The 25593-nt window shown below is 57.0% G+C and carries 24 protein-coding genes; 17 read left to right on the top strand and 7 right to left on the bottom strand.

Annotated elements, in window-relative coordinates; all coding sequences use genetic code 11:
• Nucleotides 1–19 precede the first annotated feature (19 nt).
• The 7 genes from aroE to GYN08_RS00455 all read left to right on the top strand — a co-directional run bounded on the left by aroE (nt 20) and on the right by GYN08_RS00455 (nt 4630).
• Nucleotides 20–895, top strand: a complete 876-nt coding sequence (aroE, locus tag GYN08_RS00425; protein WP_328802173.1) for a shikimate dehydrogenase — start codon at nt 20–22, stop codon at nt 893–895.
• Nucleotides 896–965: 70 nt separating this feature from the next.
• Nucleotides 966–1256, top strand: coding sequence for a ribosome assembly RNA-binding protein YhbY (yhbY, locus tag GYN08_RS00430; protein WP_166271428.1), 291 nt, complete (start codon nt 966–968; stop codon nt 1254–1256).
• A 53-nt stretch (nt 1257–1309) separates the two neighbouring features.
• A complete protein-coding gene (locus GYN08_RS00435; protein ID WP_166271430.1) occupies nt 1310–1912 on the top strand; it encodes a nicotinate-nucleotide adenylyltransferase in 603 nt (200 codons plus the stop codon).
• Nucleotides 1884–2504, top strand: a complete 621-nt coding sequence (gene yqeK / locus GYN08_RS00440; RefSeq protein ID WP_166271457.1) for a bis(5'-nucleosyl)-tetraphosphatase (symmetrical) YqeK — start codon at nt 1884–1886, stop codon at nt 2502–2504. Before GYN08_RS00435 ends, yqeK begins: the two co-directional genes overlap by 29 nt.
• 3 nt (nt 2505–2507) lie before the next feature.
• A complete protein-coding gene (rsfS, locus tag GYN08_RS00445) occupies nt 2508–2855 on the top strand; it encodes a ribosome silencing factor (RefSeq protein WP_166271459.1) in 348 nt (115 codons plus the stop codon).
• Entirely contained in the window at nt 2852–3766 is a 915-nt protein-coding gene (locus GYN08_RS00450; protein ID WP_166271461.1) for a CvfB family protein, read from the top strand. The genes rsfS and GYN08_RS00450 overlap by 4 nt, the downstream gene beginning before the upstream one ends.
• 87 nt (nt 3767–3853) lie before the next feature.
• Nucleotides 3854–4630 (top strand): class I SAM-dependent DNA methyltransferase, encoded by a 777-nt coding sequence (locus GYN08_RS00455; RefSeq protein ID WP_166271463.1) that lies wholly within the window; start codon nt 3854–3856, stop codon nt 4628–4630.
• A 107-nt stretch (nt 4631–4737) separates the two neighbouring features.
• Here the strand turns inward: GYN08_RS00455 and GYN08_RS00460 are convergent, their stop codons facing one another.
• Nucleotides 4738–4935 (bottom strand): DUF6199 family natural product biosynthesis protein, encoded by a 198-nt coding sequence (locus tag GYN08_RS00460; RefSeq protein ID WP_166271465.1) that lies wholly within the window; start codon nt 4933–4935, stop codon nt 4738–4740.
• A gap of 94 nt (nt 4936–5029) precedes the next feature.
• Nucleotides 5030–5887: an AraC family transcriptional regulator gene (locus GYN08_RS00465; protein WP_166271467.1), complete on the bottom strand. Its 858-nt coding sequence runs from the start codon at nt 5885–5887 to the stop codon at nt 5030–5032.
• Between the two features lie 343 nt (nt 5888–6230).
• On the opposite strand from GYN08_RS00465, the gene GYN08_RS00470 reads away from it, so the two are divergent.
• From GYN08_RS00470 to GYN08_RS00480, 3 genes are all read left to right on the top strand, one after another.
• Complete coding sequence (locus GYN08_RS00470) at nt 6231–7850, top strand: type 2 periplasmic-binding domain-containing protein (protein ID WP_166271469.1); 1620 nt, start codon at nt 6231–6233, stop codon at nt 7848–7850.
• A 99-nt stretch (nt 7851–7949) separates the two neighbouring features.
• Entirely contained in the window at nt 7950–8912 is a 963-nt protein-coding gene (locus GYN08_RS00475; RefSeq protein ID WP_408015036.1) for an ABC transporter permease, read from the top strand.
• A gap of 112 nt (nt 8913–9024) precedes the next feature.
• A complete protein-coding gene (locus GYN08_RS00480; protein ID WP_235945795.1) occupies nt 9025–9885 on the top strand; it encodes a carbohydrate ABC transporter permease in 861 nt (286 codons plus the stop codon).
• Nucleotides 9886–9927: 42 nt separating this feature from the next.
• Here GYN08_RS00480 and GYN08_RS00485 read toward each other — a convergent pair whose 3' ends face one another.
• Nucleotides 9928–10878, bottom strand: a complete 951-nt coding sequence (locus tag GYN08_RS00485) for an AraC family transcriptional regulator (RefSeq protein WP_166271473.1) — start codon at nt 10876–10878, stop codon at nt 9928–9930.
• 235 nt (nt 10879–11113) lie between these two features.
• On the opposite strand from GYN08_RS00485, the gene GYN08_RS00490 reads away from it, so the two are divergent.
• Together GYN08_RS00490 and GYN08_RS00495 are read left to right on the top strand one after the other, a co-directional pair.
• Nucleotides 11114–11374, top strand: a complete 261-nt coding sequence (locus GYN08_RS00490) for an Atu4866 domain-containing protein (RefSeq protein ID WP_328802183.1) — start codon at nt 11114–11116, stop codon at nt 11372–11374.
• Between the two features lie 33 nt (nt 11375–11407).
• Nucleotides 11408–12145: an SDR family oxidoreductase gene (locus GYN08_RS00495; protein WP_166273049.1), complete on the top strand. Its 738-nt coding sequence runs from the start codon at nt 11408–11410 to the stop codon at nt 12143–12145.
• Between the two features lie 105 nt (nt 12146–12250).
• Here the strand turns inward: GYN08_RS00495 and GYN08_RS00500 are convergent, their stop codons facing one another.
• Nucleotides 12251–13213, bottom strand: coding sequence for an ArsR/SmtB family transcription factor (locus tag GYN08_RS00500; protein WP_166271475.1), 963 nt, complete (start codon nt 13211–13213; stop codon nt 12251–12253).
• 539 nt (nt 13214–13752) lie between these two features.
• Here GYN08_RS00500 and GYN08_RS00505 point away from each other — a divergent pair.
• The 4 genes from GYN08_RS00505 to GYN08_RS00520 all read left to right on the top strand — a co-directional run bounded on the left by GYN08_RS00505 (nt 13753) and on the right by GYN08_RS00520 (nt 17977).
• Nucleotides 13753–15087, top strand: a complete 1335-nt coding sequence (locus GYN08_RS00505; RefSeq protein ID WP_166271477.1) for an ABC transporter substrate-binding protein — start codon at nt 13753–13755, stop codon at nt 15085–15087.
• A gap of 99 nt (nt 15088–15186) precedes the next feature.
• A complete protein-coding gene (locus tag GYN08_RS00510; protein WP_166271479.1) occupies nt 15187–16080 on the top strand; it encodes a carbohydrate ABC transporter permease in 894 nt (297 codons plus the stop codon).
• A 25-nt stretch (nt 16081–16105) separates the two neighbouring features.
• Nucleotides 16106–16963: a carbohydrate ABC transporter permease gene (locus GYN08_RS00515; RefSeq protein ID WP_206023591.1), complete on the top strand. Its 858-nt coding sequence runs from the start codon at nt 16106–16108 to the stop codon at nt 16961–16963.
• A 39-nt stretch (nt 16964–17002) separates the two neighbouring features.
• A complete protein-coding gene (locus tag GYN08_RS00520; RefSeq protein ID WP_166271481.1) occupies nt 17003–17977 on the top strand; it encodes a glycoside hydrolase family 43 protein in 975 nt (324 codons plus the stop codon).
• 124 nt (nt 17978–18101) lie between these two features.
• On the opposite strand, the gene GYN08_RS00525 is transcribed toward GYN08_RS00520, so the two are convergent.
• Nucleotides 18102–20684, bottom strand: a complete 2583-nt coding sequence (locus GYN08_RS00525) for a beta-L-arabinofuranosidase domain-containing protein (RefSeq protein WP_166271483.1) — start codon at nt 20682–20684, stop codon at nt 18102–18104.
• 314 nt (nt 20685–20998) lie between these two features.
• Nucleotides 20999–22975 (bottom strand): glycoside hydrolase family 127 protein, encoded by a 1977-nt coding sequence (locus GYN08_RS00530; RefSeq protein WP_166271485.1) that lies wholly within the window; start codon nt 22973–22975, stop codon nt 20999–21001.
• A 188-nt stretch (nt 22976–23163) separates the two neighbouring features.
• Here GYN08_RS00530 and GYN08_RS00535 point away from each other — a divergent pair, with 188 nt between their 5' ends.
• Nucleotides 23164–24039 carry a helix-turn-helix transcriptional regulator gene (locus GYN08_RS00535; RefSeq protein WP_166271487.1) on the top strand — a complete coding sequence of 292 codons (876 nt, stop codon included), beginning with the start codon at nt 23164–23166 and terminating at the stop codon, nt 24037–24039.
• Between the two features lie 155 nt (nt 24040–24194).
• On the opposite strand, the gene GYN08_RS00540 is transcribed toward GYN08_RS00535, so the two are convergent.
• Nucleotides 24195–25382 carry an ROK family protein gene (locus tag GYN08_RS00540; RefSeq protein WP_166271489.1) on the bottom strand — a complete coding sequence of 396 codons (1188 nt, stop codon included), beginning with the start codon at nt 25380–25382 and terminating at the stop codon, nt 24195–24197.
• Nucleotides 25383–25593 lie beyond the last annotated feature (211 nt).

The following is a 25593-nucleotide window of genomic DNA, read 5'->3' on the forward strand; positions in this document are numbered from 1 at the left end:
GCCGACGGGAGGAAGAAGCGTGAACCAAGGAACGATGCGTCCGCTGAAGCTCGGCGTGATCGGCGATCCGATCGCCCATTCCAAGTCGCCGATCATGCATGCGGCAGCTCTTCGCGAACGCGGCATTGCCGGCGATTACGAAGCGCTGCATGTGAAGCCGGAACAATTGGAAGCCGCGATCGCGGCCGTCCGCGAAGAGGAATACCGGGGGATCAACGTAACGATTCCGCACAAGGAGCAGGTCATGCGGTATCTCGACGAGCTGGGCGAAGACGCCCTGCGGATCGGAGCCGTCAACACGATCGTGAACGAGAACGGCCGTCTGATCGGCCGCAATACGGACGGGATCGGTTATGTCCGTTCCTTGAAGGAAGAGGCGGCGGCCGAACTTGCGGGCCGCCGCATCGTCGTGCTCGGCGCCGGCGGCGCCGCGCGGGGGATCGTTTACGCGCTGGCATCCGAAGCCCCGCAGCGCGTCACGCTGCTCAACCGAACGACGGAGCGCGCAAAAGCGCTGGCCCGGGAATGGAGCGATCTCGCCGATATCGCGGCGCTGCCGTCCGATCGCGCGGCGGAAGCGCTAAGGGATGCGGACATCGTGATCAACACGACTTCCGTCGGCATGCATCCTCATGTCGACGAAGTGCCGATCGATCCGTCGCTGCTTCGCGGCACGGAAATCGTCAGCGACCTGATCTACAATCCGCTGGAGACGAAGCTGCTTCGCCTGGCGGGAGAGAAGGGATGCCGCATTCACGGCGGCCTGGGCATGTTCGTGTATCAGGGCGCTTATGCGTTTGAATACTGGACGGGAGTTTCCGCTCCGGCGGAAGCGATGCGCAGAGCGGTATTGGAGAGCATGAATACGGGAACAAATTGGGTAAAAGAACGGTAAGAATCATACAGCCGCTCCGCCCCGCAAGGGAGCGGCGGCATTTTTCAAAAAAGAGGAGTCCATTACACTTATGCTGACAGGCAAACAGAAACGCTATTTGCGCTCGCAGGCGCATCATCTCAACCCGATCTTCCAGATCGGCAAGGGAGGCATCAACGAACAGCTCGTACGTCACGTCAACGAGGCGATCGAAATGCGCGAACTGCTCAAAGTATCGGTATTGAACAACTGCGACGAAGAACCGAAAGAACTCGGTCCGGAACTGGCCGAAGCCGCGGAAGCGGAACTGGTGCAGGTGATCGGCCGGACGATCATTTTGTACAAAGAATCGCGGGAACACAAGCAAATCGAACTGCCGTAACCAAGCGGCGGCGCTTCGGGAAAGCCCGGAGCGAGTCGGAGGAGTGAAGGCGTATGAAGATCGGAATCATGGGCGGCACGTTCGATCCCATCCATATCGGACACCTGGTTGCCGCCGAAACGGTGCGCGAGGGGCTCGGTCTGGACGAAGTTTGGTTCATGCCGTCCCATATCCCTCCGCATAAAGCCGAAGCCGGTTTTTCCGGCGAAGAACGGATGCATATGGTGGAACTGGCAATCGGTACCCAGCCGGCATTCCGTACGCTCGACATCGAACTGCGCCGGGGAGGCGTCTCTTACACCGTGGATACGATGAGCGAGCTGGCGGGAAAATATCCGGATGCTCGTTTTCATTTCATTATCGGCACGGATATGGTCAACTACTTGCCGAAATGGGAACGGATCGAGGAATTGGCCGGACTGACCCGCTTTGCGGCGGTCGGCCGAGCGGGATACGAGCTGGATAAGGAGCATCTTCCGGCCGCGGTGGCGGAAGTGATCGACTATTTCGACATGCCGCAGCTGGAGCTTTCTTCGACGGAGATTCGCGGACGGTTGAAAAAGGGACGGTCGACCCGCTATCTCGTGCCGGAGAAAGTACACGATTATTTGCAAAGGAGCGGGAGTCATGCGGCATACGCGGGAACAACTGATTGAGGAAGTCTCTTCCCAGATGCCGGCCAAACGCTGGAAACACACATTGGGCGTCATGCAGTCCGCGATCGAGCTGGCGGAGCGCTACGGCGCCGATCCGCAGCGGGCTGAGCTTGCGGCGATCATTCACGACGTCGCGAAATATTGGCCGATTCAGCGTCAGGCCGCGGTCATTGCGGACAACGGCCTGAATGCCGATCTGCTGAACTACGACGCTCCGATGTGGCATTCCGAAGTGGGCGCTTATGTGGCGGAGCACGAATACGGCATCGAAGACCGGGAAGTCGTCGACGCCATCCGCTATCATACGTCGGGCCGCGAAGGCATGACCCTGCTGGACAAAATAGTATGCTTGGCCGACTATATCGAGCCGGGCCGCGATTTTCCGGGTGTGGATTTGATTCGGGAAAAAGCTAGGCTCAGCTTGGAAGAAGGATTGATTGCCGGTTTCGACTCCACGCTGCGCGTGCTGGTCGAACGGGGACAAACGATATTTCCGACAACGGTGCTGGCCCGAAACGATCTGATCCGTCAGCTTGCCGAGCGCGAGCAGGCGGGACAGTCGAAGCCGGTCGCCGAAAACAGGGGAGGATAACGAATGAGTGTAAACCCAAAAGAACTGCTTCAAATCGCGACGGAGGCCGTCTCGGATAAAAAAGCGATGAACGTCGTCGCGCTGGACCTGACCGGCATCTCGCTCGTCGCGGACTATTTCGTGGTCTGCCACGGCAACTCCGATACGCAGGTGCAGGCAATCGCCACCGAAGTGCGCAAGCGCGCGCAGGACGCCGGCGCGCATATCCGCGGCATCGAGGGCATGGATTCGGCACGCTGGGTGCTGATGGATCTGGGCGATGTAATCGTGCATATCTTCCATCGCGACGAACGCGAATACTACAACATCGAGCGCGTCTGGTCGGATGCGAAAGTGGTGGAAACGGTATGAGTTTGGAAGCGGGCACCGTCGTCAGGCTGAAGGTGGCGCGGGAAGTATCGCCGCACGGCTTTTTCATGACGGACGGCGAGGAAGAGGTGCTGCTTCCGTATACGGAACGCACCGGCAATATGAAGTTTCGCCCGGGACAGGAGACGGAAGTGTTCATTCACCACGATTCCGAAGACCGGTTGATCGCGACGATGAAAAAACCGCTGCTGACGTTCGGGGAGATCGCCGCGCTGGAAGTGGCGGATATCCATCCTCGGCTCGGCTGCTTCCTGGAAATGGGACTCGGCCGTCAGCTGCTGCTGCCGAAGCGCGAGATGCCGGAAATGCCGGAACTGCAGCCCGAAGTGGGCGACCGCGTCTTCGTGCGCATGGATCGCGATAAGCAGGGCCGTCTGCTCGCCCGCAGCTGCGGGGAAGAAGAGCTGTCGCCGCTGTGCTTCAACGCGCCGGAATCGTGGAAGAATCAGTGGATGAAAGCGACGGTCTACCGGCCGCTGCAGATGGGCACGTTCGTCATTATCGACGGCGGAGTGCTGGGCTTCGGCGCGATCGGTCTGATTCATTCGTCCGAACGGCCGCGTCCGCTTCGTTTGGGCGAAGTCGTAGACGTGCGGGTAGCTCGCATCCGCGAAGAGGACGGCCGGGCCAACTTGTCGATGGCTCAGCCGAAAGAGATCGGCATGGACCAGGACGCCGAGAAAATCTTGGCGTTTATGCGCGGACGCGAAGGCGGCGCAATGCCGTATTCGGACAGCACCGCTCCCGACATCATCAAACTTCGATTCGGCATCAGCAAAGCGGCGTTCAAGCGCGCTTTGGGCCGGCTCATGAAACAGGGCCTGATCGAGCAGGAAGATAACTGGACGCGTTTGAAGACGGGCGGCGAAGAGGCTTCCGGTTCGGAAAACTAAGCGGAACAGCGGATTTATACGGCACGAACAGAACGGCTCGTTTCCCGATCAGGAAAGAGCCGTTTTTTTGCGGAAAGGGGCAGGGAAATGTCTTACGGAAAATTCGCGTACGTCTATGACGAGCTGATGCAGGACATGCCGTACGCCAAGTGGAAAAGATTCGCGCTCGAAGCGTGGGAAAAGCACGGGAATCCGCGGAACGTGGTCGAGCTGGGCTGCGGCACCGGCACGCTGACGGTCATGCTCGCCGAGCAGGGTTACGGCATGATCGGCATCGATCTGTCGGAAGATATGCTGGCCGTCGCGCAGGACAAAGCGGAGGAGCGCCCGCCGCTGCAGGGACTGCTGCGCAGCGGGAGTCTGCGCTTCGTGCGTCAGGACATGACGGAATGGATGACGCCGGAACCCGCGGATTCGGTTATCTCGTTCTGCGACTGCCTGAACTATCTGACCGAACCGGAGCAGGTCGAAGCGGCGTTCCGCGCGACTTATGAAGGGCTCAAGCCCGGAGGAACGTTCCTGTTCGACGTGCATCATCAGAATACGCTGCGGCGCTATGAGGAAGAGCAGCCGTTCGTGCTGGACGAAGAAGGCATCTCGTACATTTGGACATGCGGCATGGACGAGGAACGCGAGGAGATCGAGCATCATCTGCGGATTTTCGTGCGCCGCGACAATGACGCGGCCGCGGCGCATGTCTATGATCGCTTCGACGAAGTGCATGTGGAACGCGCCTACGACCCGCAGTGGCTGCGGGAGGCGCTGCTTCGAGTCGGTTTTTCGGAGGCCGAATGCTACGCGGACTTCGAATGGCGGGCGCCGGACGAAGACGCGGAGCGGTTGTTTTTCGTGGCGGTAAAATAGGAAACCGGCAGCAGCAAAAAAGCTTTCCCCTTCCGGGGAAAGCTTTTTTTGCTTGCGCGCGATCGGCATCGGCGTTCGCGTCTTATAGAGCCGCCGCTTTCGCCCTTTTACAGTCCGTCGATCAGCAGCAGCAGCGTCGCGATCAGAAGAAAGACCATGCCCGCCATCCGGCTCAGCGCCAGGAAGGACGAATTCGGTTGAGAACTTCCCCCGGCGGTGCGCCCGTAACGCATGCGCCAGACGAGCTGCGGAGTCAGCACATTCACCGCTCCGATCGCCACCAGCACAAAGAAAAGCAGGAACATGGGTTCCGTCAGCCCCTTTCCGGAAAAGCGTTGTCCTCGTTATACGCGGGAAAAGGCAGAAAGTTCCTGTTGCTTCGCTTGGTTTCGAAAGGATTTATTCGTAAAACAGCAGACGTTTCGCGTAAGCGTTCCGGAAGTCGCTCGGCGTCAACCCCACGATTTTTTTGAACGCTTTCATGAAATTGTGCGAGTCGGTATAACCGAGCTGAACCGATACCTCGCTGATATTTTGATTCGTGTCGGTCAGCAGGTATTTCGCCAGTTCCATCTTTTGCTGCAAAATGTACTGCTTCAGCGATACGCCGGAAATCGAGGAGAAGAGGTGGGACAGATATTTTTCGTTGTAGCCGAACGTTTCCGCGATCTGCGAGACTTTGATCGGTTCCCCGCGGCTCCACTTGATGTAATCGACGATGTCGTGGTACAGCTGCTCCTGCCTCGTCTTCTTGACCGCGACGGAATCGGTATGGAAAAGCTGATTGTACAGCTCGCATAGAATGACGGTGGACATGTAGTTATTGAGCGCCGACGTGTCGTAGCTGCGGACGGAGTCCTGCAGCTGCTTCATCATGACGACCATCTTTTCCAGGCTTTTGAGCTTGCCGTAGCGAGGCAGCACGATCTTCTGTTCGCGCTTGTCCGGCAGTCCGGCGGCCGCGTCGACGGTGACAATCGTCTGATCTTTGACGGAGAAATGCAGCCAGTAGAAGCTGCAGGCCGAGACCTGGTAGCCGTACTGCTCGGTCGAGGGGGGAAGCAGAAGATATTCGCCCTGCGATACGGTAAAACGCTGCGATCCGCCGGCCAGGTACAGCACACCTTCCGTCACGACCATCAGCTCATAATCGACGAGGGTGCGGCTCAGATGAATCCAGTTGGCGTCGGGCGCAACGAATTTTCCGGTAATCGCCAGCTCGACGGGAGTGTCGACGGACAGTTCGTACGCAATCATCAACGCAACCTCCTTTGTTTGATTTACGTTTTACAAACGATTTTTCCTAGTGTAAAGCTATCATAAAACGCTTCCAATCGCTAGAGAATCATCTTGCAGACCTGACTTTTTGACACTTATTCGAACTTTAAACTATTTTTTTGCTGTAAAAATGAGATTAAGCTAGAGTCGTCAAATCGGTTTGAAAGCGGATTCAAAGTTGGTTCGGAAGCGGATTTCAGCATGGAGAGTTCAATAGGCATTCAAAATTCAAAGGGGTCTGCAGCGAAACGGGAAGTGTCATATATACATATTTTACTGCTTTCCCGCGTCGTTGCAGCGAACGAAAACGGAGGGAATCGGAATGAAAAAAAGCATGTCGATTCTGGCGGTTCTAGCTCTCGGAGCCGGTCTGCTCTCGGGCTGCGGCGGTTCGGACGAAGACGGCGGAAGCAGCGGGCAGACGACGCCGGACGGGAAGGTCAAGCTGACGGCGATCATGACCAAGCACCCGCTGACGCAGGAGTTTTCCAAAATGAAATGGCTGCAGGAGGCGCAGGAGCGCGCGGGCGTTCAGATCGAGTGGCAGGAGGTCAGCGCGGATTGGGATCAGAAAAAAGGCGCGCTGCTTGCCGGCGGCGACGTTCCCGATCTGATCATCGGACCCAACGCGATTACGGACGCCGATTATGCGCAGTTCCCCGGGCTGTTCGAAGACATGACTCCGCTGATCGCGGCCGACGCGCCGAATGTGCAGAAGATGTTCGACGAGAAACCGGAGACAAAAGCGATCGCCACGCAGCTGGACGGCAAGATTTACGGTCTGCCGAAATACCAGCGTTTCTGGCCGGAGACGACGACGCGCCAGTTCATCAACAAGCAGTGGCTGGACAATCTAGGATTGAAAGAACCGACGAACTGGGACGAGCTGTACGATGTGCTGCTTGCCTTCAAACAGGAAGACGCCAACGGCAACGGCGATCCGAACGACGAGATTCCGATGGACTTCGCGCCGAGCGGCACGGGCGGCTTCGGGGCTTTCATGCCGACGGTGCTGCTGGGCAGCCAGGGCATGACGCTGACGGACAACAGCGGGCAGGGGTACTTCGTGGAAGACGGCCAGGTCAAGAACTTCTTCATCGACGAGCGTTACAAAGATCTGGTGGCTTTCCTGCATAAATGCTACGCGGCGGGGCTGATCAGCACGGAAGTGTTCACGCAGGATTACACGAAATATCAATCGGTAGCCCGCGGAAGCGGCGATACGGCGGCCGTCGGCTTCACCTGGGGGTGGGAAGTGACCGACCGCGTCGGCAATACGCTCGCGCCGCAGTACGAATCGCTGGCCCCGCTCAAGGAAAGCGCGTCTTCGACCGAGCAGCCGTCGTGGTCGTACGATTACAATTCGCTGAACTACGGCGTCAACATGGTGTCGCTGGCTTCCACGTCGAAAAACAAAGACGCCGCGATGAAATTCATCAACGAGCTCTACGATCCGAACGTGAGCATGCAGGTGCTGTTCGGCTCGCTCGGCACCAATATCAAAGACAACGGAGACGGCTCTTACTCGGTACTGCCTCCGGAAGACAAAGCGATGGACCCGGGCACGTGGAAATGGACGACGACCTGGGCGGATAACGGCCCCATGTACATCGCGGATTCGCTCAAACTGGAACTCGGCACGGACATGCAGTCGGTCGGTTCGCAGACGGAACCGCTCAAGGCGGCGCTGGACGGCATCGACAAGGAAAAAGACGTGCTGCCGGGCATGTTCATCAAATACAGCGTCGAAGACAACAACGCGATGACCCTTAACAACACGGCCATGCTGTCGCTTACGATGGCCAAATGGGCGGAATGGATCACAAAAGGCGGCGTGGAAGAGCAGTGGGACGGCTATGTGGATAACGTGAAAAAGACCGGCGTGGATAAAAACATCGAAATTATCCAAAAGTACTACGACGATTACATGAGCAAAAAGTGACCGTTTGGCCGGAAGCTTTGAATCGATATTTTGAATCGGGGAAGCCGTCGCCCGCAGCCCGGAGGCGGCCTCCGGTTTCGCGAAAGGAGCGAACTGCCTATGGTTCCGAAAAATCCTTACGAGCATCCGGTCAATTTGCGGCCTTACAAACGCAAAAAGCCGACGGTGCTGAACACGTTCAAACGGGATTATCAGCTGTGGATGATGATTTTCCCGGCGATCGTCGTCATTTTTATTTTTAACTACATTCCGATGTACGGTATCCAGCTCGCGTTTCGCGACTATAACTTCGCCAAGGGATTGACCGGCGGGGAATGGCGCGGGCTGTTTTATTTCAAGCAGTTCTTCGAAAGCTACCAGTTCGCCGACTTGATGAAAAACACGGTCGTCATCAGTCTCTCGACGGTCGTGCTCAGCTTCCCGGCTCCGATCATTCTGGCGCTGCTCATCAATCAGCTGCGCTGGAAGAGAGCCAAGAAGACGCTGCAGACGACCGTATACCTGCCGCATTTCATCTCGATCGTCGTCATGGTCGGCCTGCTGAACGTACTGCTGTCGCCGAACTCCGGCGTGATCGGCCATCTGCTGCAGTCGATCGGACTCGGCGACGTCAATCTGCTCGGTTCCACCTCGACATTCGTGCCCGTTTACGTCCTCTCGGAGATCTGGCAGCACTGCGGTTGGAACAGCATTATTTACCTGGCGGCGCTGTCCACGGTCGATCCGCAGCTGTACGACGCCGCGAAGATCGACGGCGCGAGCCGCTGGCAGACCATTCGAAATATCGAAATTCCAGCGCTGATCCCGACGATCATCATCTTGTTCGTGCTCAGCATGGGCAGCGTGCTCAGCACCGGATTCGAGAAAATTTTCCTCATGCAGAATTCGCTCAACCTGCCCGTCTCGGAAGTCATCGCGACTTACGTGTACAAGATCGGGATCGTAAGCAACCAGTTCAGTTATTCGGCGGCGATCGGGCTGTTCAACACGCTGATCAATTTCTTCTTCCTCTATACGATGAACCTGATCGCGAGAAAGACGTCCGAAACGAGCCTATGGTAGCCGCGCGTATCGTGGTCGGCGGCCGGTTCGCGAAGAAAGGAGCGTCATCCTGATGCAGCTCGTGCAAAAAAAACAAAAAACGGCGGCGCATAAGCGAAATGTCGGAGAGTGGATGTTCGACGCGTTCATTTTCGCCTTCTGCCTGCTGATTATTCTCAGCATCGTCTATCCGCTGTATTTCGTCATCATCGCCTCGATCAGCAATTCGACACTCGTCTCGACGGGGCAGGTTACGATTTTTCCGAAAGATATCAGCTTTTTCGGCTATTCGGAAATCTTCAAAGATCAGCGCATCTGGACCGGTTACGGCAATACGATTCTGTATACCGTACTCGGCACGGCGGTGAACCTGCTGTTCACGCTGCCGGCGGCTTATGTGCTGTCCCGACCCGAATTTCGCGCCAGACGCTTTCTGATGTTCGCTTTTGTGCTGACGCTGTTCTTCGGCGGCGGTCTGATTCCGACCTACCTGCTGATGAAGGATCTGCATCTGATCAACACGATGTGGGTGTTCATCCTGCCGTTCAGCGTCAATGTGTACAACCTGATCATCGCGCGAACCTTTTTCGAAAGTTCCATTCCGAAAGAACTGTACGAAGCGGCGTCGATGGACGGCTGCTCGCATTTCCGCTATTTCGGCTCGGTCGTCATGCCGCTGTCCAAGGCGGTCGTGTCGGTAATCGGGCTGTATTACCTGGTGGCGCACTGGAACGATTTTTTCACCGGTCTGATCTATATCCGCAGCAACGATCTGCAGCCGCTGCAGATCGTGCTGCGCGACATTCTGCTGTCGAATCAGGTGTTCTCCCAGGGCGCGGGCTCCGGCGGAGCTTCGGGCGGTTACGCCCAGCAGTACGCCGATCAGGTCAAATACGGGGTTATCATCGTCTCGACGCTGCCGATCCTGCTCGTCTATCCGTTCATTCAGAAATATTTCGACAAAGGCGTCATGATCGGTTCGGTCAAAGGCTGATTCAAACCTTGAAGGCGGCCGGCTGGACGGAAGCGGGAAGCTTCAGGCTTCTCCCGCCCACTCTTCCGGAGGAAGCGACTTTAACCTGCGAATATCGCTGAGCGGAGGCATGCCGAACAGGCGGGCATACTCGCGGTTGAACTGCGACGGACTCTCGTACCCGACTCGGAAAGCCGCTTCCGCGGCCTGTACGGGCTCGGTCAGCAGCATTCTGCGCGCTTCTTGGAGACGGAGCTGCTTCTGGAATTGAAGCGGACTCATGGCGGTCACGTCCCGGAAGTGGCGATGCAGCGAGGAAGGGCTCATGCCGGCTTCCTCGGCCAATTCGCCGATGCGGAGAGGCTCGTTGTACGTCTCCCTGATCCGCCGGATCACTTCGGCGACGAGAGCGGCGCGGCCCGCCCCGGGCGCCATCTGCCGCAGCGCCTGTCCCTGGTCGCCGCGCATCGCGCGATACAAAATTTCGCGCGCGGCCATAGGGGCCAGCACGGGAAGATCCTCGGGCGTTTCCAGCATTCGAAGCAGCCGAAGAAAAGCATCCAGCAGTTCTTCCCCGGCGCTGTTCACGTAAATGCCGCGTGCTGAAGGTGTACGGGACATGCCGCTTGCGCCGCTTTTATCGGCCTCGCTCATCAGTTCCAGAATCTGCTGAGGTTCGATCCGAAGCCGGACGGCCAGATACGGCCGCTCCGCCGAAGCTTCGATGATCCGGCCCGAGATCGGCAGATCGACCGATACGGCAAAATATTGGGAAGGTCCGTAGCGATAAGTCTCGTCCGCCAGCAGCACCAGCTTGCTCCCCTGCGCAACCAGGCAGATGGAAGGTTCATAGACCGTGTGGAAAGGAGCGGTCTCCCCGGAGGCGCGGATCAACGAGAGCGGCGGAAAGCAGGCAGCGTGCGTACCGTCGGTTCGGGCGAACCGGGCAATCAGCCCGGCCAATTCTTCCCGCTTTGCGAGAGAACGGGAAGAAACGGGGAATTCGGCATTCATGGGCATCCTCCTTGATTGATGGTTTTAACACGGAGCGGCAAGAGACCAAGATCGGCATCCGGCTGCGGATGCCGATCTTTGTTGTCGCGCGGTTTTTTCTCGATTATACGATAAATTCCGTTCTCTTCGAAGCGCGCTGCGCGAAACGGGCAATTCTTTGCGCCGATCGTTCTACCGTTCCGTCGACTCGAGCGCTCATAATGAAGAAGAAGCAAGAACGAGAGGAGGATGCAGGGTGAACAAAGCGGATCGGTTTGATCGGGCGCATGCTTACGTCGGAATGTGGGTGACGGCGGACGGACGGATTCGTCAGGAACTGCTGCCGAACGGACGTTACGACGAAGCGCGGGGAAACAGGAAAAGCGCCTATACCGGCAGCTACAGCATTCGGGGATCTATCATCGATTACGTGGATGACACCGGATTTACGGCGGACGGGGAATTCCGGGACGACGTTCTGTACCATGCAGGCATGATTTTTTATCGGGAACGTTAAGGAGAGGGGACGAAGAATATGACAAATCGGCAGATGCAAGGAATCGAAGGAAAAGTGGTTCTGATTACGGGAGCGAGCAGCGGCATCGGCGAAGCGACCGCTCGGCTTCTGGCCGGACGCGGCGCGAAAGTCGTATTGGGGGCGAGAAGAACGGAACGTCTGGAAACGCTGAGCGCCGAAATTCGTTCGGCAGGAGGCACCGCGGAGTACCGCAAGCTCGATGTCACGGACCTGCAGGAAATGGAAGCGTTCGTCCGGCATGCCGAAGAATCGTTCGGGCGGATCGACGCGGTCGTCAACAATGCCGGCGTCATGCCGCTCTCCAACCTCGAAGAAAGAAAAGTCGACGAATGGAATCGGATGATCGACGTCAATATTCGCGGCGTGCTGCACGGCATAGCGGCCGGCCTGCCCGCCGTGCGCCGAGCCGGAGGGGGACAGTTCGTGAATGTCGCTTCGATCGGCGCTTATGAAGTAACGCCGTCCGCTTCCGTATACTGCGCCACGAAGTATGCGGTCCGGGCCATCTCGGAAGGACTTCGCATGGAGACGGAAAAAGAAATACGCGTTACGCTCGTCTCCCCGGGCGTGACGGAATCGGAGCTGGCGGACAGCATTTCCGACGAACATGCCCGCGCGGCGATGCGGGAATACCGCCGCGTGGCGCTGCCGGCGCAGGCTATCGCGGAAGCGATCGCTTACGCGGTCTCCCAGCCTACGGGCGTCGACGTCAACGAACTGGTTGTTCGTCCCGCCAAAGACGCGGGCTAAGACATGTACGCAAACTCCGAAAAAGGGCTGCCGAGGTGATCTCGGCAGCCCTTTCTCGGGTTTTGCGGCGGTTTGCGTCGGCAGCGGCAGCGAATGGGCGCTTCTTTACTTCGCCGTAAGCGGCTCGGCCGCCTCCTGAGCGGGAGACACTTCGCCTTCATGCACATTGTACAGGACGCGGGCGAGCAGATGCTGCGCATAGTTGCCGAAGTGGCGGCCGAACAGCGTCAGTCCGCGATTGTTCGGCGGCTGCTCCGTTACGGCGATCCGGAAAGTCAGCTCGCTGCGGTAGTCGAGCCGAATATCTTCCAGCGTAACGTCGGAGATTCGGCAGCCGTCGATAAAGCTGCCCTCGCTGTTGACCCGAATCAGCTTCAGCATGCCGTACTGGTTGAGGTGCGGCGGCCACCAATCGGGATTGAACGTTCCCCTGACGTCTCCGAAGTCTCCCGGGCTGGTCCAGCTTCCGATTTCGATGCCGTTGATAGAAAAATGGATGTCGGACGGATAATGGTTGTTGAATCCCGGAGCTTCCGATCCGAGCTCCAGCGAGAATTGAATTTCCCGGAAGCTGTGATTGGCCTTCAGGTAATTGGGGATGCGATATTCGAGAAAGCCTTCCGCCAGCCAGATGATCTCCGCATGGATGCGCTGCGGATCGGCGAAATAACGCGGATCGTCGAAATCGCCGATGATGCTGTCTTTGGTCGCGAGCCCGCAGGTCGGCAGCGCTTTGTAGTCGCTGTAGTGACCGACCTGGATTTCGACTTCGTACAGATTATCCGCATCCTTGCTTTTGAGATCGACCATCAATTTGTCTTTATTGAGGTAACAAAGCTTTTGAATGCCGTGTCTGCCGCCCGCGGTCCGAATTTCGATCAGGCCGCACTCTTCCAGCTTCTTGACGTGAAGGGTAATGGCCCCGTTGCTGAGATTCAGCCTGCCGGCGAGCTCGTTCAGATTTAATTCTTCGTTGTTGGCCAGCAGTTCCAAAATCTGCAGACGGATCTCCGAACTCAAAGCTTTAAAAATATCGATTCCGCTCCTCAAATCCTTGATATAAATCATAAGCGATTTCTCTCCTTCCAAGGAATGCCTGAAACGTTTTAGTGTTTTAACTTATTATAAACTTAAAGGCGGTTAAAAAGAAAAATTGGAGAAAAAAAGTAGGAGAAAATGATTTTTTAAAAGCTCAAGCGTAAAAAAGACCGATTTCATTCAAAATAGAGTAAAGCAAAACGAAAGAATCGAACGACGAAAAATCAAGACATTTCGAACGAAAAGTGCAAATAAAGCTTTAGGTTAAGCTAAAAAGGTTTAGATTTTTCTGTTTACAGCATTCAAAAGGTGTGCTATTTTATTCCTGTAAGCGGATACATTCAGTATAACATAAATTGTTTTAAGTTATACTGAAATAAAAGAAAGGGGAGAAATTTTTCGCACATCCAGAGCACGGACCGGCAATGGGGTTTGAAGGACAGGAAGAATATTGGGCCGCAAGACTGCTGACTCCATATCCTCTACATAATACTTCCAGCAGACAAGGCTGCTTTCAGCCGCGCGGACCGCGATGAAACAAGGATAAAACCTAATCGGGAGGGTCTAAAATGATGAAAAAAGGATTTATCGTGTTGACGCTATGTGCGCTTCTGCTGGCGCTGGCGGGATGCGGCAATTCGTCGACCAACGCATCGGGCGGCGAGAAGTCGGTCATCGATGCCGGAGCGGGCGAAAATGCCACGGAGCTGTCCTACTGGACATTCGTCGAACTGCACGGCAAGCACTTCGAGAAAATGCTCGAAAAGTGGAATAAAGAAAATCCGGACCGTCAGATCAAGCTGAACGTAACGGTTATGCCTTACGACGATATGCACAACAAACTGTCGATCGCCCTGCAGACGGGTACGGGCGCGCCGGACATCGCCGATATCGAGCTCGGCAAGTTCCCGGATTTCCTCAAAGGCACTCCTCAGCTCGAACCGCTTAACGACGTCATCGATCCTTACCGTGATACCATTGTACAATCCCGCATCGACATTTACAGCAAAGACGGCAAAAATTACGGCATCCCGACGCACGTCGGCGCTTCCGTCGCCTTCTACAATACGGAAATCCTCGAAGAAGCCGGCGTCGACTACACGAAGATTGAAACCTGGGACGACTTCAAAAAAGCCGGCGAACAGGTCTACGAAAAAACGGGCAAATATATGGGAACCGCCGATACCAGCGCCGCATGGCAGGAATCGATGCTGCTGGCTCAGCAGGGGGCGGACTTCACCGACGAAAGCGGCAATCCGAAGATCAACTCGCCGGAAATGGTCAAAGCACTGCAGGTGCTCAAAGATCTGCAGGACAGCAATGTGATCGCCACGATCGCAGGCGGACAGCCGGATACGGAAGAAGCTTACGGCGAATATAACTCCGGCAGCTATGCAACCGCCTTCATGCCGCTCTGGATGATGTCCCGCTATACGAACTACATGCCGGATCTCGCCGGCAAAGTGGCTATCGCGCCTCTTCCGGTTATCGAAAAAGGCATGCCGCGTTCGGTAGGCGGCGGCGGTACCGGCACGGTGGTCACCAAGACGGCCAAAGACGTGCAGCTGGCCAAAGACTTCCTCGCTTACGCCAAACTGTCCGAAGACGCGAACATCGAAATCTGGAAAACGCTGGGCTTCGACCCGGTCAACATGAAAGTATGGGACATGAAAGACGTGACCCATGACCCGGAAAACGAATTCGTGAAATACTTCAAAAACAATCCGTTCGACGTCCTGAACGAAATCCGCGACGAAATCAAATACGTCAAGTCGGTTCCGGCTTCGCCGACGATCAACAACGTGCTTTGCACCGTCACGCTCAACGAGATATTCGAGGACGGCAAAGACATCAAGCAGGCGCTCGACGACGCCCAGGCGCAGATCGAGCAGGAACTTCAGTAACGCGAAGCGTTTTTCCATCCTGACGGGTCTCCCGCCGGCCGCATCGCTTTCGGGCGATAGCGGCCGTGCGGGAGACCGTTTAAAAGAAGGTGCAAAGCGATGATAAAAAGATTCCTTTATTCACAGAAGGTTGCTCCTTACGTTTTCGTGATGCCGTTCGTGCTCGTTTTTTTGATTTTCTGGGTCTATCCGCTGGGAAGTTCCGTCAGCATGAGCTTCCAGAAAATCTCGCTGGGACAGGAATCGCAGTGGATCGGACTGGACAATTATACCAAGCTTTTGGGCGATACCATATTTTTGAAAGCGGTCATGAACAGCGCCGTTTACATGATCTGTACGCTGCTGATTCTCATTCCGCTGCCGATGCTGCTCGCCGTGCTGATTAACAGCAAGCTCATGTGGGGCCGCGAATTTTTCAAATCCTCGCTGTTCTTCCCGGCGCTGACTTCGGTCGTCGTCGCCGGTACCATTTTCCGTCTGATGTTCGGAGAAATGGACGGCTCGCTGATCAACAGCTTCCTCGGTTGGTTCGGCATCGACCCGGTCAAATTCCTCAAAGGCCAGGTTACGGGCTTTATCGCTCTGCTGGCATTGGCGACATGGCGCTGGCTCGGCGTCAACATGCTGTACTTCCTGTCGGGTCTGAAAAATATTCCGGACGATTATTACGAGGCGGCTTCGATCGACGGAGCCTCGGCCTGGCAAAAATTCCGCATGATCACCATGCCTCTGCTTAAACCGACGTCGATCTACGTGCTGACGATCAGCATCTACGCGGGCCTGGCCATGTTTATCGAAAGCTTGATGCTGTGGAACGGCAACAACTCCCCGAAAAACATCGGTCTGACGATCGTCGGTTATTTGTACCGCCAGGGCATCGAGAAGAGCAATCTCGGTTATGCCGCGGCTGTCGGCATCGTGCTTCTGGTGCTGGCGATGACGATCAACATGATCCAGCTCGCCTTCTCCGGCATGTTCAAGAAGGAGGATTGACATGAAAAAAGAAGCGACGCTGAAAATGAACGAAGGCTCGGCGATCCGGGTGAAAAAGGGCCTGCCGCTCAAAATCGGCCTGTTCGTTCTGTTTACGCTGCTGTGCGCGCTGATTCTGATTCCGTTCTACGCCATCGCGCTGGCCTCTTTCAAACCGGGAGAAGAGCTGATTCGCTACGGACTGAACTTGAAGTTCGACCTGTCGGTCATGAGTTTCGACAACTACACCTATCTGTTTACGGGACAGCATGCCTATTTCACCTGGTTTTTCAACTCGCTGCTGCTGACGGTCGTGCAGGTGGCGCTTACGCTGTTCATAAGCGCGACGGTCGCCTACGGATTTTCCGCTTACGAGTTCAAAGGGAAAAACTTCTTGTTCATCTGCGTGCTGCTCATTATGATGGTGCCGTTCGAAATTTTGCTTCTTCCGCTGTACACGCTGATCTTTAACCTGCACATGATGAACACTTACTCCGCGATCGTGCTGCCGGGTATCGCCAGCGCCGCGACGATCTTCTTTTTCCGTCAGTACCTCAGCGGCATCCCGAAAGAGATTATCGCGGCGGGCCGCGTGGACGGAGCAAGCGAATACGGCATCTATCTGCGGCTGATCCTGCCGATCATGAAGCCGTCCTTCGCGGCGATGGCCATTCTGAACGGGATGAACAGCTGGAACAACTTTCTGTGGCCGTTCATGGTACTCAGCGACGAACGCAAATATACGCTGCCGATCGGCCTTAAAACGCTGCTTACGCCGTACGGCAACAACTACGATCTGCTGATTGTCGGCTCGTTTTTCTCGATTATTCCGATCTTTATTCTGTTCGTGGCCTTCCAGAAGTATTTCATCGACGGGATGACCGCCGGTGCCGTAAAAGGTTGAACTTCCTTTAATTCCTACCGGGCAAGGAGAGCGATGACGATGGACGTATCCAGAATGTATGCCAATCCCCTGATCGAGCAGAGGGCCGATCCTTTTGTTTACAAGCATGACGACGGTTATTATTATTTTACCGCTTCCGTTCCCGAATATGATCGGCTCGAGCTGCGGCGTGCGACGACGCTCGAAGGACTGCGCGACGCCGATCCGGTCGTAGTCTGGCGCAAGCGCGAGAGCGGTCCCATGAGCGCGAATATCTGGGCCCCCGAGCTGCATCGTATGGACGGAAAATGGTACATCTACTTTGCGGCGGCGCACACGACGGAGACCGACGAGGGGCTGTTCGATCACCGCATGTACGTGCTGGAGAACGAGTCGGACAATCCGCTGGAAGGACAATGGACGGAGAAAGGACAGATAAAGACGGCGTGGGAATCGTTCGCGCTGGATGCGACTTCGTTCGAACACCTGGGCAAACGCTATTACGTCTGGGCGCAAAAAGACCCGAATATTCCCGGCAACTCGAATCTGTACATCTCGGAAATGGAAAACGGTTGGACGCTCAAAGGGCCGCAGGCCATGATCTCGACGCCCGAATACGACTGGGAAAAGATCGGTTTTCTCGTCAACGAAGGACCGGCCGTATTGAAGCGCGGGGGCCGGATCTGGATGACCTTCTCGGCCAGCGCCACCGATTTCAATTATTGCATGGGACTGCTCTATGCCGACGAAGACGCCGACCTGCTGAACCCGGCCTCGTGGACCAAGCTGCCGGAACCGGTATTCCGCACGAGCGAGGAGAACGGCCAGTACGGCCCCGGACACAACAGCTTCACGACGGGAGAAGACGGGGAGGACCTGCTCGTTTATCATGCGCGAAGCTACAAAGAGATTGTCGGCGACCCGCTGTACGATCCCAACCGGCATACGAGAGTAAAGGCTTTTACTTGGAAGGAAGACGGCATGCCGGACTTCGGGGTTCCGACAGCCGATACGCCGGTCATGCAGCAGGATTAAGGGGATAAAAGAGACCGTGAGGAACGGGTTTACGAAAAAAAGCTCTTCGCCATCGGGAGATGGGGAAGAGCTTTTTTTTGTCGGATCCGAGACCGGCGGGAAAAGGCCTGGCAAGCCGTTCCGCTCAGACGCCGGCGCCGCGCGCGATCTCGATGACGTAATCCCGCGCCGTTTCGTGATCTTCGGCCAATGCCGTCAGACGGAGAAGCGTGACATCGCCTTGCAGCCGGATTTTTCGGCGCAGCGAATCTTCGATCAGGATGCCGTCCGCGTACACCAGCCCGTTTTTTTTCGCCGGGACAGCGAGGAAGGAAAGGCTGTCCGTATCGGGCGAAACGCGGAGCGTATAGCGCATGCGGGACGGCTCGAACGGAGCATTCAGCGTACCGCTATCGAACTCCAGCCTGCGCAGCGACGGATCGCCGTCGAACGGAGTCATCGTACGCAAAATTTCGAAAATGCCCGTTTCTTCGCCGGGAACCTTGAAGGTGAGATCCAGCGAGTCCCGGCCGCCGATCAGTTCCACCGGCAGCGTATAACGGTGAGTATGGAAGCCGCGCGGGATTTCGGACGGCGGGACGCCGTCGGCGATTACCGTACCGCCGGCTTCGATCGTGATCGGGCGGTCTCCGCGGTGGCCGGAGAAGAAGGTCGCTTCGAGCACCTGCTCTTCGTGCGGACGAACCTTAAGCGTATAGCCGAACCAGCCGCCGCTTTCGGCGCGGCGGGTCGTGCTGCCGTCCCAGACGTCGACGAACGTTTTATCGCCGCGAATGCCGTGCTCGAGTTCGTATTGGTCGTTGCCGACCGGCAGGCTGTCGACGGTGGCGTCTTCCGCGCGGCTTTTGCGTTTGCGTTCCAAAATATGGCGCTGCAGCTCTGGAGAATCCGCTTCGACGATTCGCCAGTAAATGCCGTATCGTTCGCCGTGCCGCTTGTAATGCGGCGTGAACACCAGCCGATCGTCCTCGTCGGTTCCTTTGAGAACGAATTCCAGCTTGCGGCCGCGCTTCTCCCAGTTGGAAGGGAACGCGTTCAACCATTCGTCGGGGCTGCCGCTTACGGTGAGAAAGTCTTTGACGAGCATGTTTCGCGTCGGCACGCTGACCGCGACGCCGGTGGCGGACTCGGTCATGTCTTCGCGGCCGAGTCCGGCACTGAGCACGACCGGGCCGTATTTGAACGCGACGGCCCGCGGCGCGTCCGGCAGTCCGATCGCGCGCAGCGTCATCGGCAGGCGCAGCTCGAGCTCGTCGCCGTCGCTCCAGACGCGGTCGACGACGGCGAAGCCGCCCTGCGCTTCGTACTCGGCGCGCGCTCCGTTCAGCGTCAGCTGCGCTTCGCCCGCCAGCCATTCCGGCAGACGGAAGCTCAGCGACACCCGGCGGGTCTGCGGGCGGGTAAGAGACACGGCGAAGACCGCCGTATCGGATTCCGGCAGAGCGGAGCGCTGGGTGAGCTTGAGACCGAATTCCTCGGCATCGAGCTCGGAGGAGATGTATTGATGGACGACGATGCCGTCTTCGGCGCGGAAGTACACACTGTCGTTCAGTTTGGTGAAGCTTTCCATTCCGGTACCGGTACAGCACCAGAAATGTTCGAACGGCGAGCTGTAGACTTTGAAATACCCCGTCGCCATCGGCTGGAAATACATGGTCATGCCGGTATGCGGATGCTGCGAAGACAAGATGGCGTTCAGGAACGTGTTCTCGTAAAAGTCGGCGTATTTCGGATCGCCGCTCAGCTTGAACAGCTCGCGCGACAGCTTGAGCATATTGTACGTATTGCACGTCTCCGCCGTGAAGTTGGAGCGCTCGCGGTCCAGCTTGTCGGGCTCGCCGAAATGCTCCCACTCGCTGTTGCCGCCGGTGACATAGCTGTGATGTTCGACGACCATGGACCAGAAACTTTCGGCCGCCTCCAAGTAGAAGCGCTCGCTTTCGCCAAGTGTCCGGTAGCGGTTCAGCGCGCCGAGAAATTTCGGAATGGTTGTATTGGCATGCTTGCCGGTCAGAATGTCCCGTCCTTCGCGTACCGGACCGAACAGCGACAATTCGTCGAAGCGATGAGCGGCGTCCAGATGATCCGTGCTGCGGGTCAGCTTGTAGAGGTCGTATAGGCAGTCGTTCATGCCTCCGTATTCGACCGACAGGACGGCGGCTTGAACATCCGGCGTCCAGGCCGCCGTGCGTGCGGCAATCCAGTCGCCGAGACGGGAAGCCAGCTCGAGCGCCAGACTGCTGCCGGCGCATTCGAAGGCGGCGGTTAAGCCGGCCACGATCTTATGCATGGTGTACCAGGGAACCCAGGCCGGCTGTCTGCGCTCGACCCGGTTGAACAGCTCTTCCGGAAAAGCGGACAAATAGCCGCTTTCCAGCTGACATTCGGCCAACCCGCCGAGCAGCTCGTTCAATCGCTCGAGCAGTTCGGCGTCGTTCGATACGGCGTATGCTTGAGCCAGCGCCTTCAGATAATGGCCCAGCGTATGGCCGCGAATCTCCGTGTTCTCCCAGCCGGGGTATTTGTCCGCGAGCGGAGGCAGGCCTCGCGTCTCGCGGAATCCGGCGAGCAGGCGATCGATATCGTAACTTTTCAAATAGCGAATTTCGTTGGCAAAAGCGTTCTGCAAATAAGCGTCGTCGATCCGTACGCGGCCGAGCGGATAATCGTCCAGCAGCGCCGTCGATGCGATAAAGTCGATGGACATGGCAGTTCTCTCCGATCTTCGAAGTTGATGGAAACAAGCCGGGATGCAAATTTCCCTGCGTATTCCCAGCTTATCGGCGGCAGGCGGACGAGTAAATGGCGCAACGTTTGAATAAGTGTAAAAACGTTAGATTTTTGTTCCTGTAAATTGCCGGGCATAGTCAGGAGAAAAGCCCGAAACATGCTAGAAAACCGCATATATCGGGCTTTTTTTTCGCCGAAACGTAAGGTTGGTCGGAATGGAAAGGTGTCAAAAAGTCAGTTTATCGAAAGCCGGACAACGCTTCCGCCGCTTCGGCGGTCCGCCGTGGCGCATCATAGGCCGGCCATGAGCCATACGGCCATTTCTCCGGACCCCCGGTTGCCCCATAAGTAATACGGAACCGCCGTCAGCTTCGCGGATTCCAGGCGCGGCGGTTCGGTCCGGTACAGCAGACTTTCGGTTCCCGCCCCGTTCTTTTCGTCCGCGGCGATCCGGAAAGCGTCCGTCTCGATCGCGACAGCCCCGCCCGGCAGACCGGCAGCCGAACGTTCGGCGAATGCCGCATCCTGCCGCAGGCGAAGGGCGGCGATCGGCTCGGCGTTGTCGGCGCTCTCGGCGCAGTACACGAGCGGTCCGCGCTGAATGGCGGCTTTGTGCGCATCGGCGCGCACCCGGCGATCTGCGTAAACGAGCCGCGTTTCGATCGTCAGGACCGCTTCGACGACGTCGCCGTCCTGCCAGCGGCGCCGCAGCGGCAGGTAACCGTCCCGCAGTTCGTGCCGACTGAAATTCACTGCTTCGCCGTTGACGGATACGGTCATCTCCGGACACCAGGCCGGCAGACGCAGCGCCAGGGCGAACTCGGTCTCCCGGTCCGTGCCGATTTCGAATCGCACCGAGCCGCTCCACGGGAGTTCGGCCTGCTGCTTGAGCGTAACGGCATTTCCGCCGAGCTCCGCGGATAGCTCGCTGCCGATGTACAGATTGGCATACAGCGTATCGCCGCGCTGCGTATAGACGTAGCGGTTCAGCGACGTCAGCAGCCGCGCCACGTTCGGCGGGCAGCAGGCACAGCCGAACCAAGCCTGACGCTGCGGCTTGACGTGATGCTTGCCGGGGTTGCAGGAGCAGGCCTGGGGCCAGACTTCCAGCGGATTGACGTAAAAATAATGCTTGCCGTCCTGGGCCATGGAAGCGAGGACATTATTGTACAGCGCGCGCTCCATCACATCCGCATATTCGGCTTTCGGTTCGAGCAGCAGCATGCGCTGGGCGAAAAAGATCAAGCCGATCGACGCGCACGTCTCCGCGTAGACGGTATCGTTCGGCAGATCATAGTCGAACGTGAACGCCTCGCCGTGATGCGTCGAGCCGATACCTCCCGTTACGTACATCTGCGTCCGGGTAACGTTGTGCCACAGCCGGCGGCACGCGGCTTCAAGTTCGGCGTCTTCGGTCAGCCGGGCCAGGTCGGCCATCGCCGTATACATATAGACGGCCCGTACGGCGTGGCCGATCGCTTCGGACTGCTCGCGTACCGGCATATGCGCCTGAAAATACGAGACGTCGAGCTTTTCCTGAACGTTCGGATTGAAGTGTCCCCGTCGTCCCCGGCGCTCCCATTCGGCGATCAGAAAATTCGGTTCCTGGCCGCGTTCGTTAATAAAGAAGGCGGCCAGCTTCAAGTAGCGCTCCTCGCCGGTCAGGTTATACAATTTTACCAGCGCCAGTTCGATCTCCTGATGGCCGTCGTAACCGCGCAGCCGGCCTTCTTCCGGACCGAATACCGTCTCGATATGGTCGATCATGCGCTTCATGACCTGAAGCAGCCTGTCTTTGCCCGTCGCTTCGTAGTAAGCGACGGCCGCTTCGATCATATGGCCGGCGCAGTACAGTTCGTGGCAGTCGGTCAGATTGGTCCATCGCCTGCCCGGCTCCTTGATCGTAAAATACGTGTTCAGGTAACCGTCCGGCTGCTGGGCCGCCGCGATCAGTTCGATCAGTTCGTCCGCGCGGCGTTCGAGCTCGGCGTCGCGGCGGATCTGAAGCGAGTAGCCTACGGCTTCGAGCCATTTCGCGAGATCGCTGTCCTGGAACACCCAGCCGACGAATTCCCCTTCGGCCTGCCCGGCGGCAATGCGGAAGTTCCGGACGGCTCCGCTCGGTTCCGCGCCCGGCGCACGGTCGTGGATCGCTTCGTATTGATACGGAATAACCACGTTCTGCACCAGATCGGTATAACGGGACCAGAACGGATCGTTCAGTCTGACGCTTGTCGGCGAGGAGGCTTTATTCGGAATCGGATTCATGGACGTCTTCCCTTCGGATATGGAATTCGCGTTTGTTCGCGGCTTTTGGCGAAGTGCGCGATTTGAGCCTGGTACAGCTTCATTATATTCCTTACAATAAGAAGCGGCGATTCATGAAATACCCCGATTTTTTGTCCGATTTCACACTTGGGAATACGTTTTCGAAAAGATGAGGAAGGAGTGAGGAGATGCAGCATGGTGAACCTGTCGTTTATTTGGCCGCTCCGCCTTTCCCTTATTTCATGGGATGCGGCAGAACCGTTTACGCGCCCGGCGACGCCCATCCGAACAGACGGGACCTCGGCATGTTCGATCTGATTCTTGTCGAGCGGGGAACGCTGTTTATCGGGGAAGAAGAGCGGCGGTGGGAAGTGGGAGCGGGCCGGACGCTGCTTCTGCTGCCGGATCGCTACCACTATTCGGTACGACCCTGCGAGGAAGAAACGGCTTTTGTCTGGATTCATTTCCGCGCGCTGGGAGAATGGGGAGCGGCGGGCGGGTCGGAGCCGACTTTCGCGGACCGGGAACTTCACGCGTCGGCGTACGGCACGGCGGCGTACACGATTCGCCTGCCGCAGTTCGGAATGCTGCCCGGCGCGCCGGGTGGAAGCGGGGAAGGCGAACGGCTGCTGCGCCTGGAGAAGCGAAACTTGTCGGGCGCGGTATGGGAGCGTCAGCGTCTGTTCGAGGAACTGCTGCGCTCGCTCGATCTTCGCCGGCGCGAGCCTTCGGGCAGCCCGGCGGAGAGCGTCGCCGAACGGGCCGAGCGTTATATCCGCTCGCATTACGCGGAGACGCTGACCGGCGCTTCGCTGTCGGAGGCCCTGCATTTTCACTATAATTACCTGACCCGGTGCATGAAAAGGGTGAACGGAATGACCCCGATGGAATACTTGGAGGAGTATCGGCTGGAACAGGCCCGTCTTCTGCTGCTGCGGACGGAAGCTTCCGTGGCGGCGGTGGCGGAGCGGGTCGGATTCGAGACCGCGGCTTATTTCTCGCGCCGCTTCGCCCGGCGATTCGGCATCTCGCCGCTGAGGTTCCGCCAGCGGCATATGCGGTGATGCGCGGACACGGCTGAATCTGTCGGCCGAGGAAAAAAGAGATACAAAACGCAAAAGAAACCCACTCTCCGTTTGGAGAGCTGGGTTTCTCGAAACTCCGACGCTCCTTTGCGGAGGGCGTCTTTTTTGGCACGCAAGAATGCGTGCGGATCTGCTTAGAACTCCAACTCGTTCATCAGCATAAACGCGCCGCCGGCCGCGACCGCGTTGCCTTGAAGCTTCGTGCGCGAGAAGAGGGGAGAGTAATCCTGCGTCTGAGACAGATTCTTCTGCGCGATTTCGATCGCCGTCTCGTACACCAACTCTCCGGCTTCGACCAGCGGACCGCCCAGAACAATGCATTCCGGATGCAAAATATTGATCAGATTGGCCAGCCCGATGCCCAGATAGGCGGCGCTTTCGATAAATTGTTCGCGCATGAACGCGTCGCCGGCAGACAAGGCTTCGGTCAAATCCGCAAAACGAAGCTCTTCCGGGTTTCGGTCCCGAAGCATTCCTCCGCGTCCCAGCTTTAATTGAGCTTGGACGCGTTTTTCCAAGGCCCGCACGGATACGAACGCTTCCCAAGCCCCGTAATTCCCGCGCTCTTCCAATCTCGGACCGCCGGTGTCGATCACCATTTGTCCGACGGCGTCTTCGGGATCGACCGCGCCCCGAATCAATCTGCCGTCCGACATCATGGCCGCCCGTATGCCGATTCCCGCGTGCACGTACAGCAGATGCCGAATTTCGCTGCCGCGCATGGCCCAATGTTCGGCGAGCAGAGCCGTGTTGGAACCGTTATCGATTCGAACGGGAACGTTCAAGCGTTTCTCGAGCAGTTCGCGTATCGGGACTCCGCTCCAGCCGGAAGCTTGAAAAAACTCCGCTCTTTTGATGATCCCTCTTGAACGATCCAGCGGACCTACCGCTCCTACGCCCATTCCGAGTATGTCTTTCGTCGTCAGATTTTTTTCGTCAAGCCATTGCGTGGCTTCCTGCCCGACCGATTCGACCAGATTTTCCGGCGTCATCCGCTGATCCATTTTCCAACGTTTGGATTCCAGCAGGTTCAAATGCATATCGTAAAGACCCATAGTCGAATAAATTCGGGAGATTTCAAGACCTAATATGTACCGGTAAAACGGATTGGTCTGGAACAGGATCGGCTTGCGGCCGCCCGTGGAACTGCCCAGACCCGAAATTCGGATCATGCCTTGGTTGGTCATTTCGTCGAGAAGCCTCGTCATGCTGCTGCTGGTTATAGGGAAGTCTTTCATCAAATCGGCTTTCGATACCGTGCCGAGATGAAGAATGCGCCGATAAACTTCTTTTTTGATCGAAAATTGCGTACGGGTAATCATGATTGGACCTCTCCATTTCCGAGTCGATAAGTCGGGTTCGTCTCATTATAAGGGAATGACTTTTTGTTTTCCACATTAAAAGCATAGGAATAATTAACTTAATCTCAAAAAGGAATTTACTTTTATTTTACCGCTGTTCAAAGGATCGAATAATTATGTTTTTCAAAGTTTTTTTGAAATGAACGCAAAAGATACATAAACTTAAATCCAA

The organism is Saccharibacillus alkalitolerans, assembly GCF_011090185.1.
Classification (GTDB): domain Bacteria; phylum Bacillota; class Bacilli; order Paenibacillales; family Paenibacillaceae; genus Saccharibacillus; species Saccharibacillus alkalitolerans.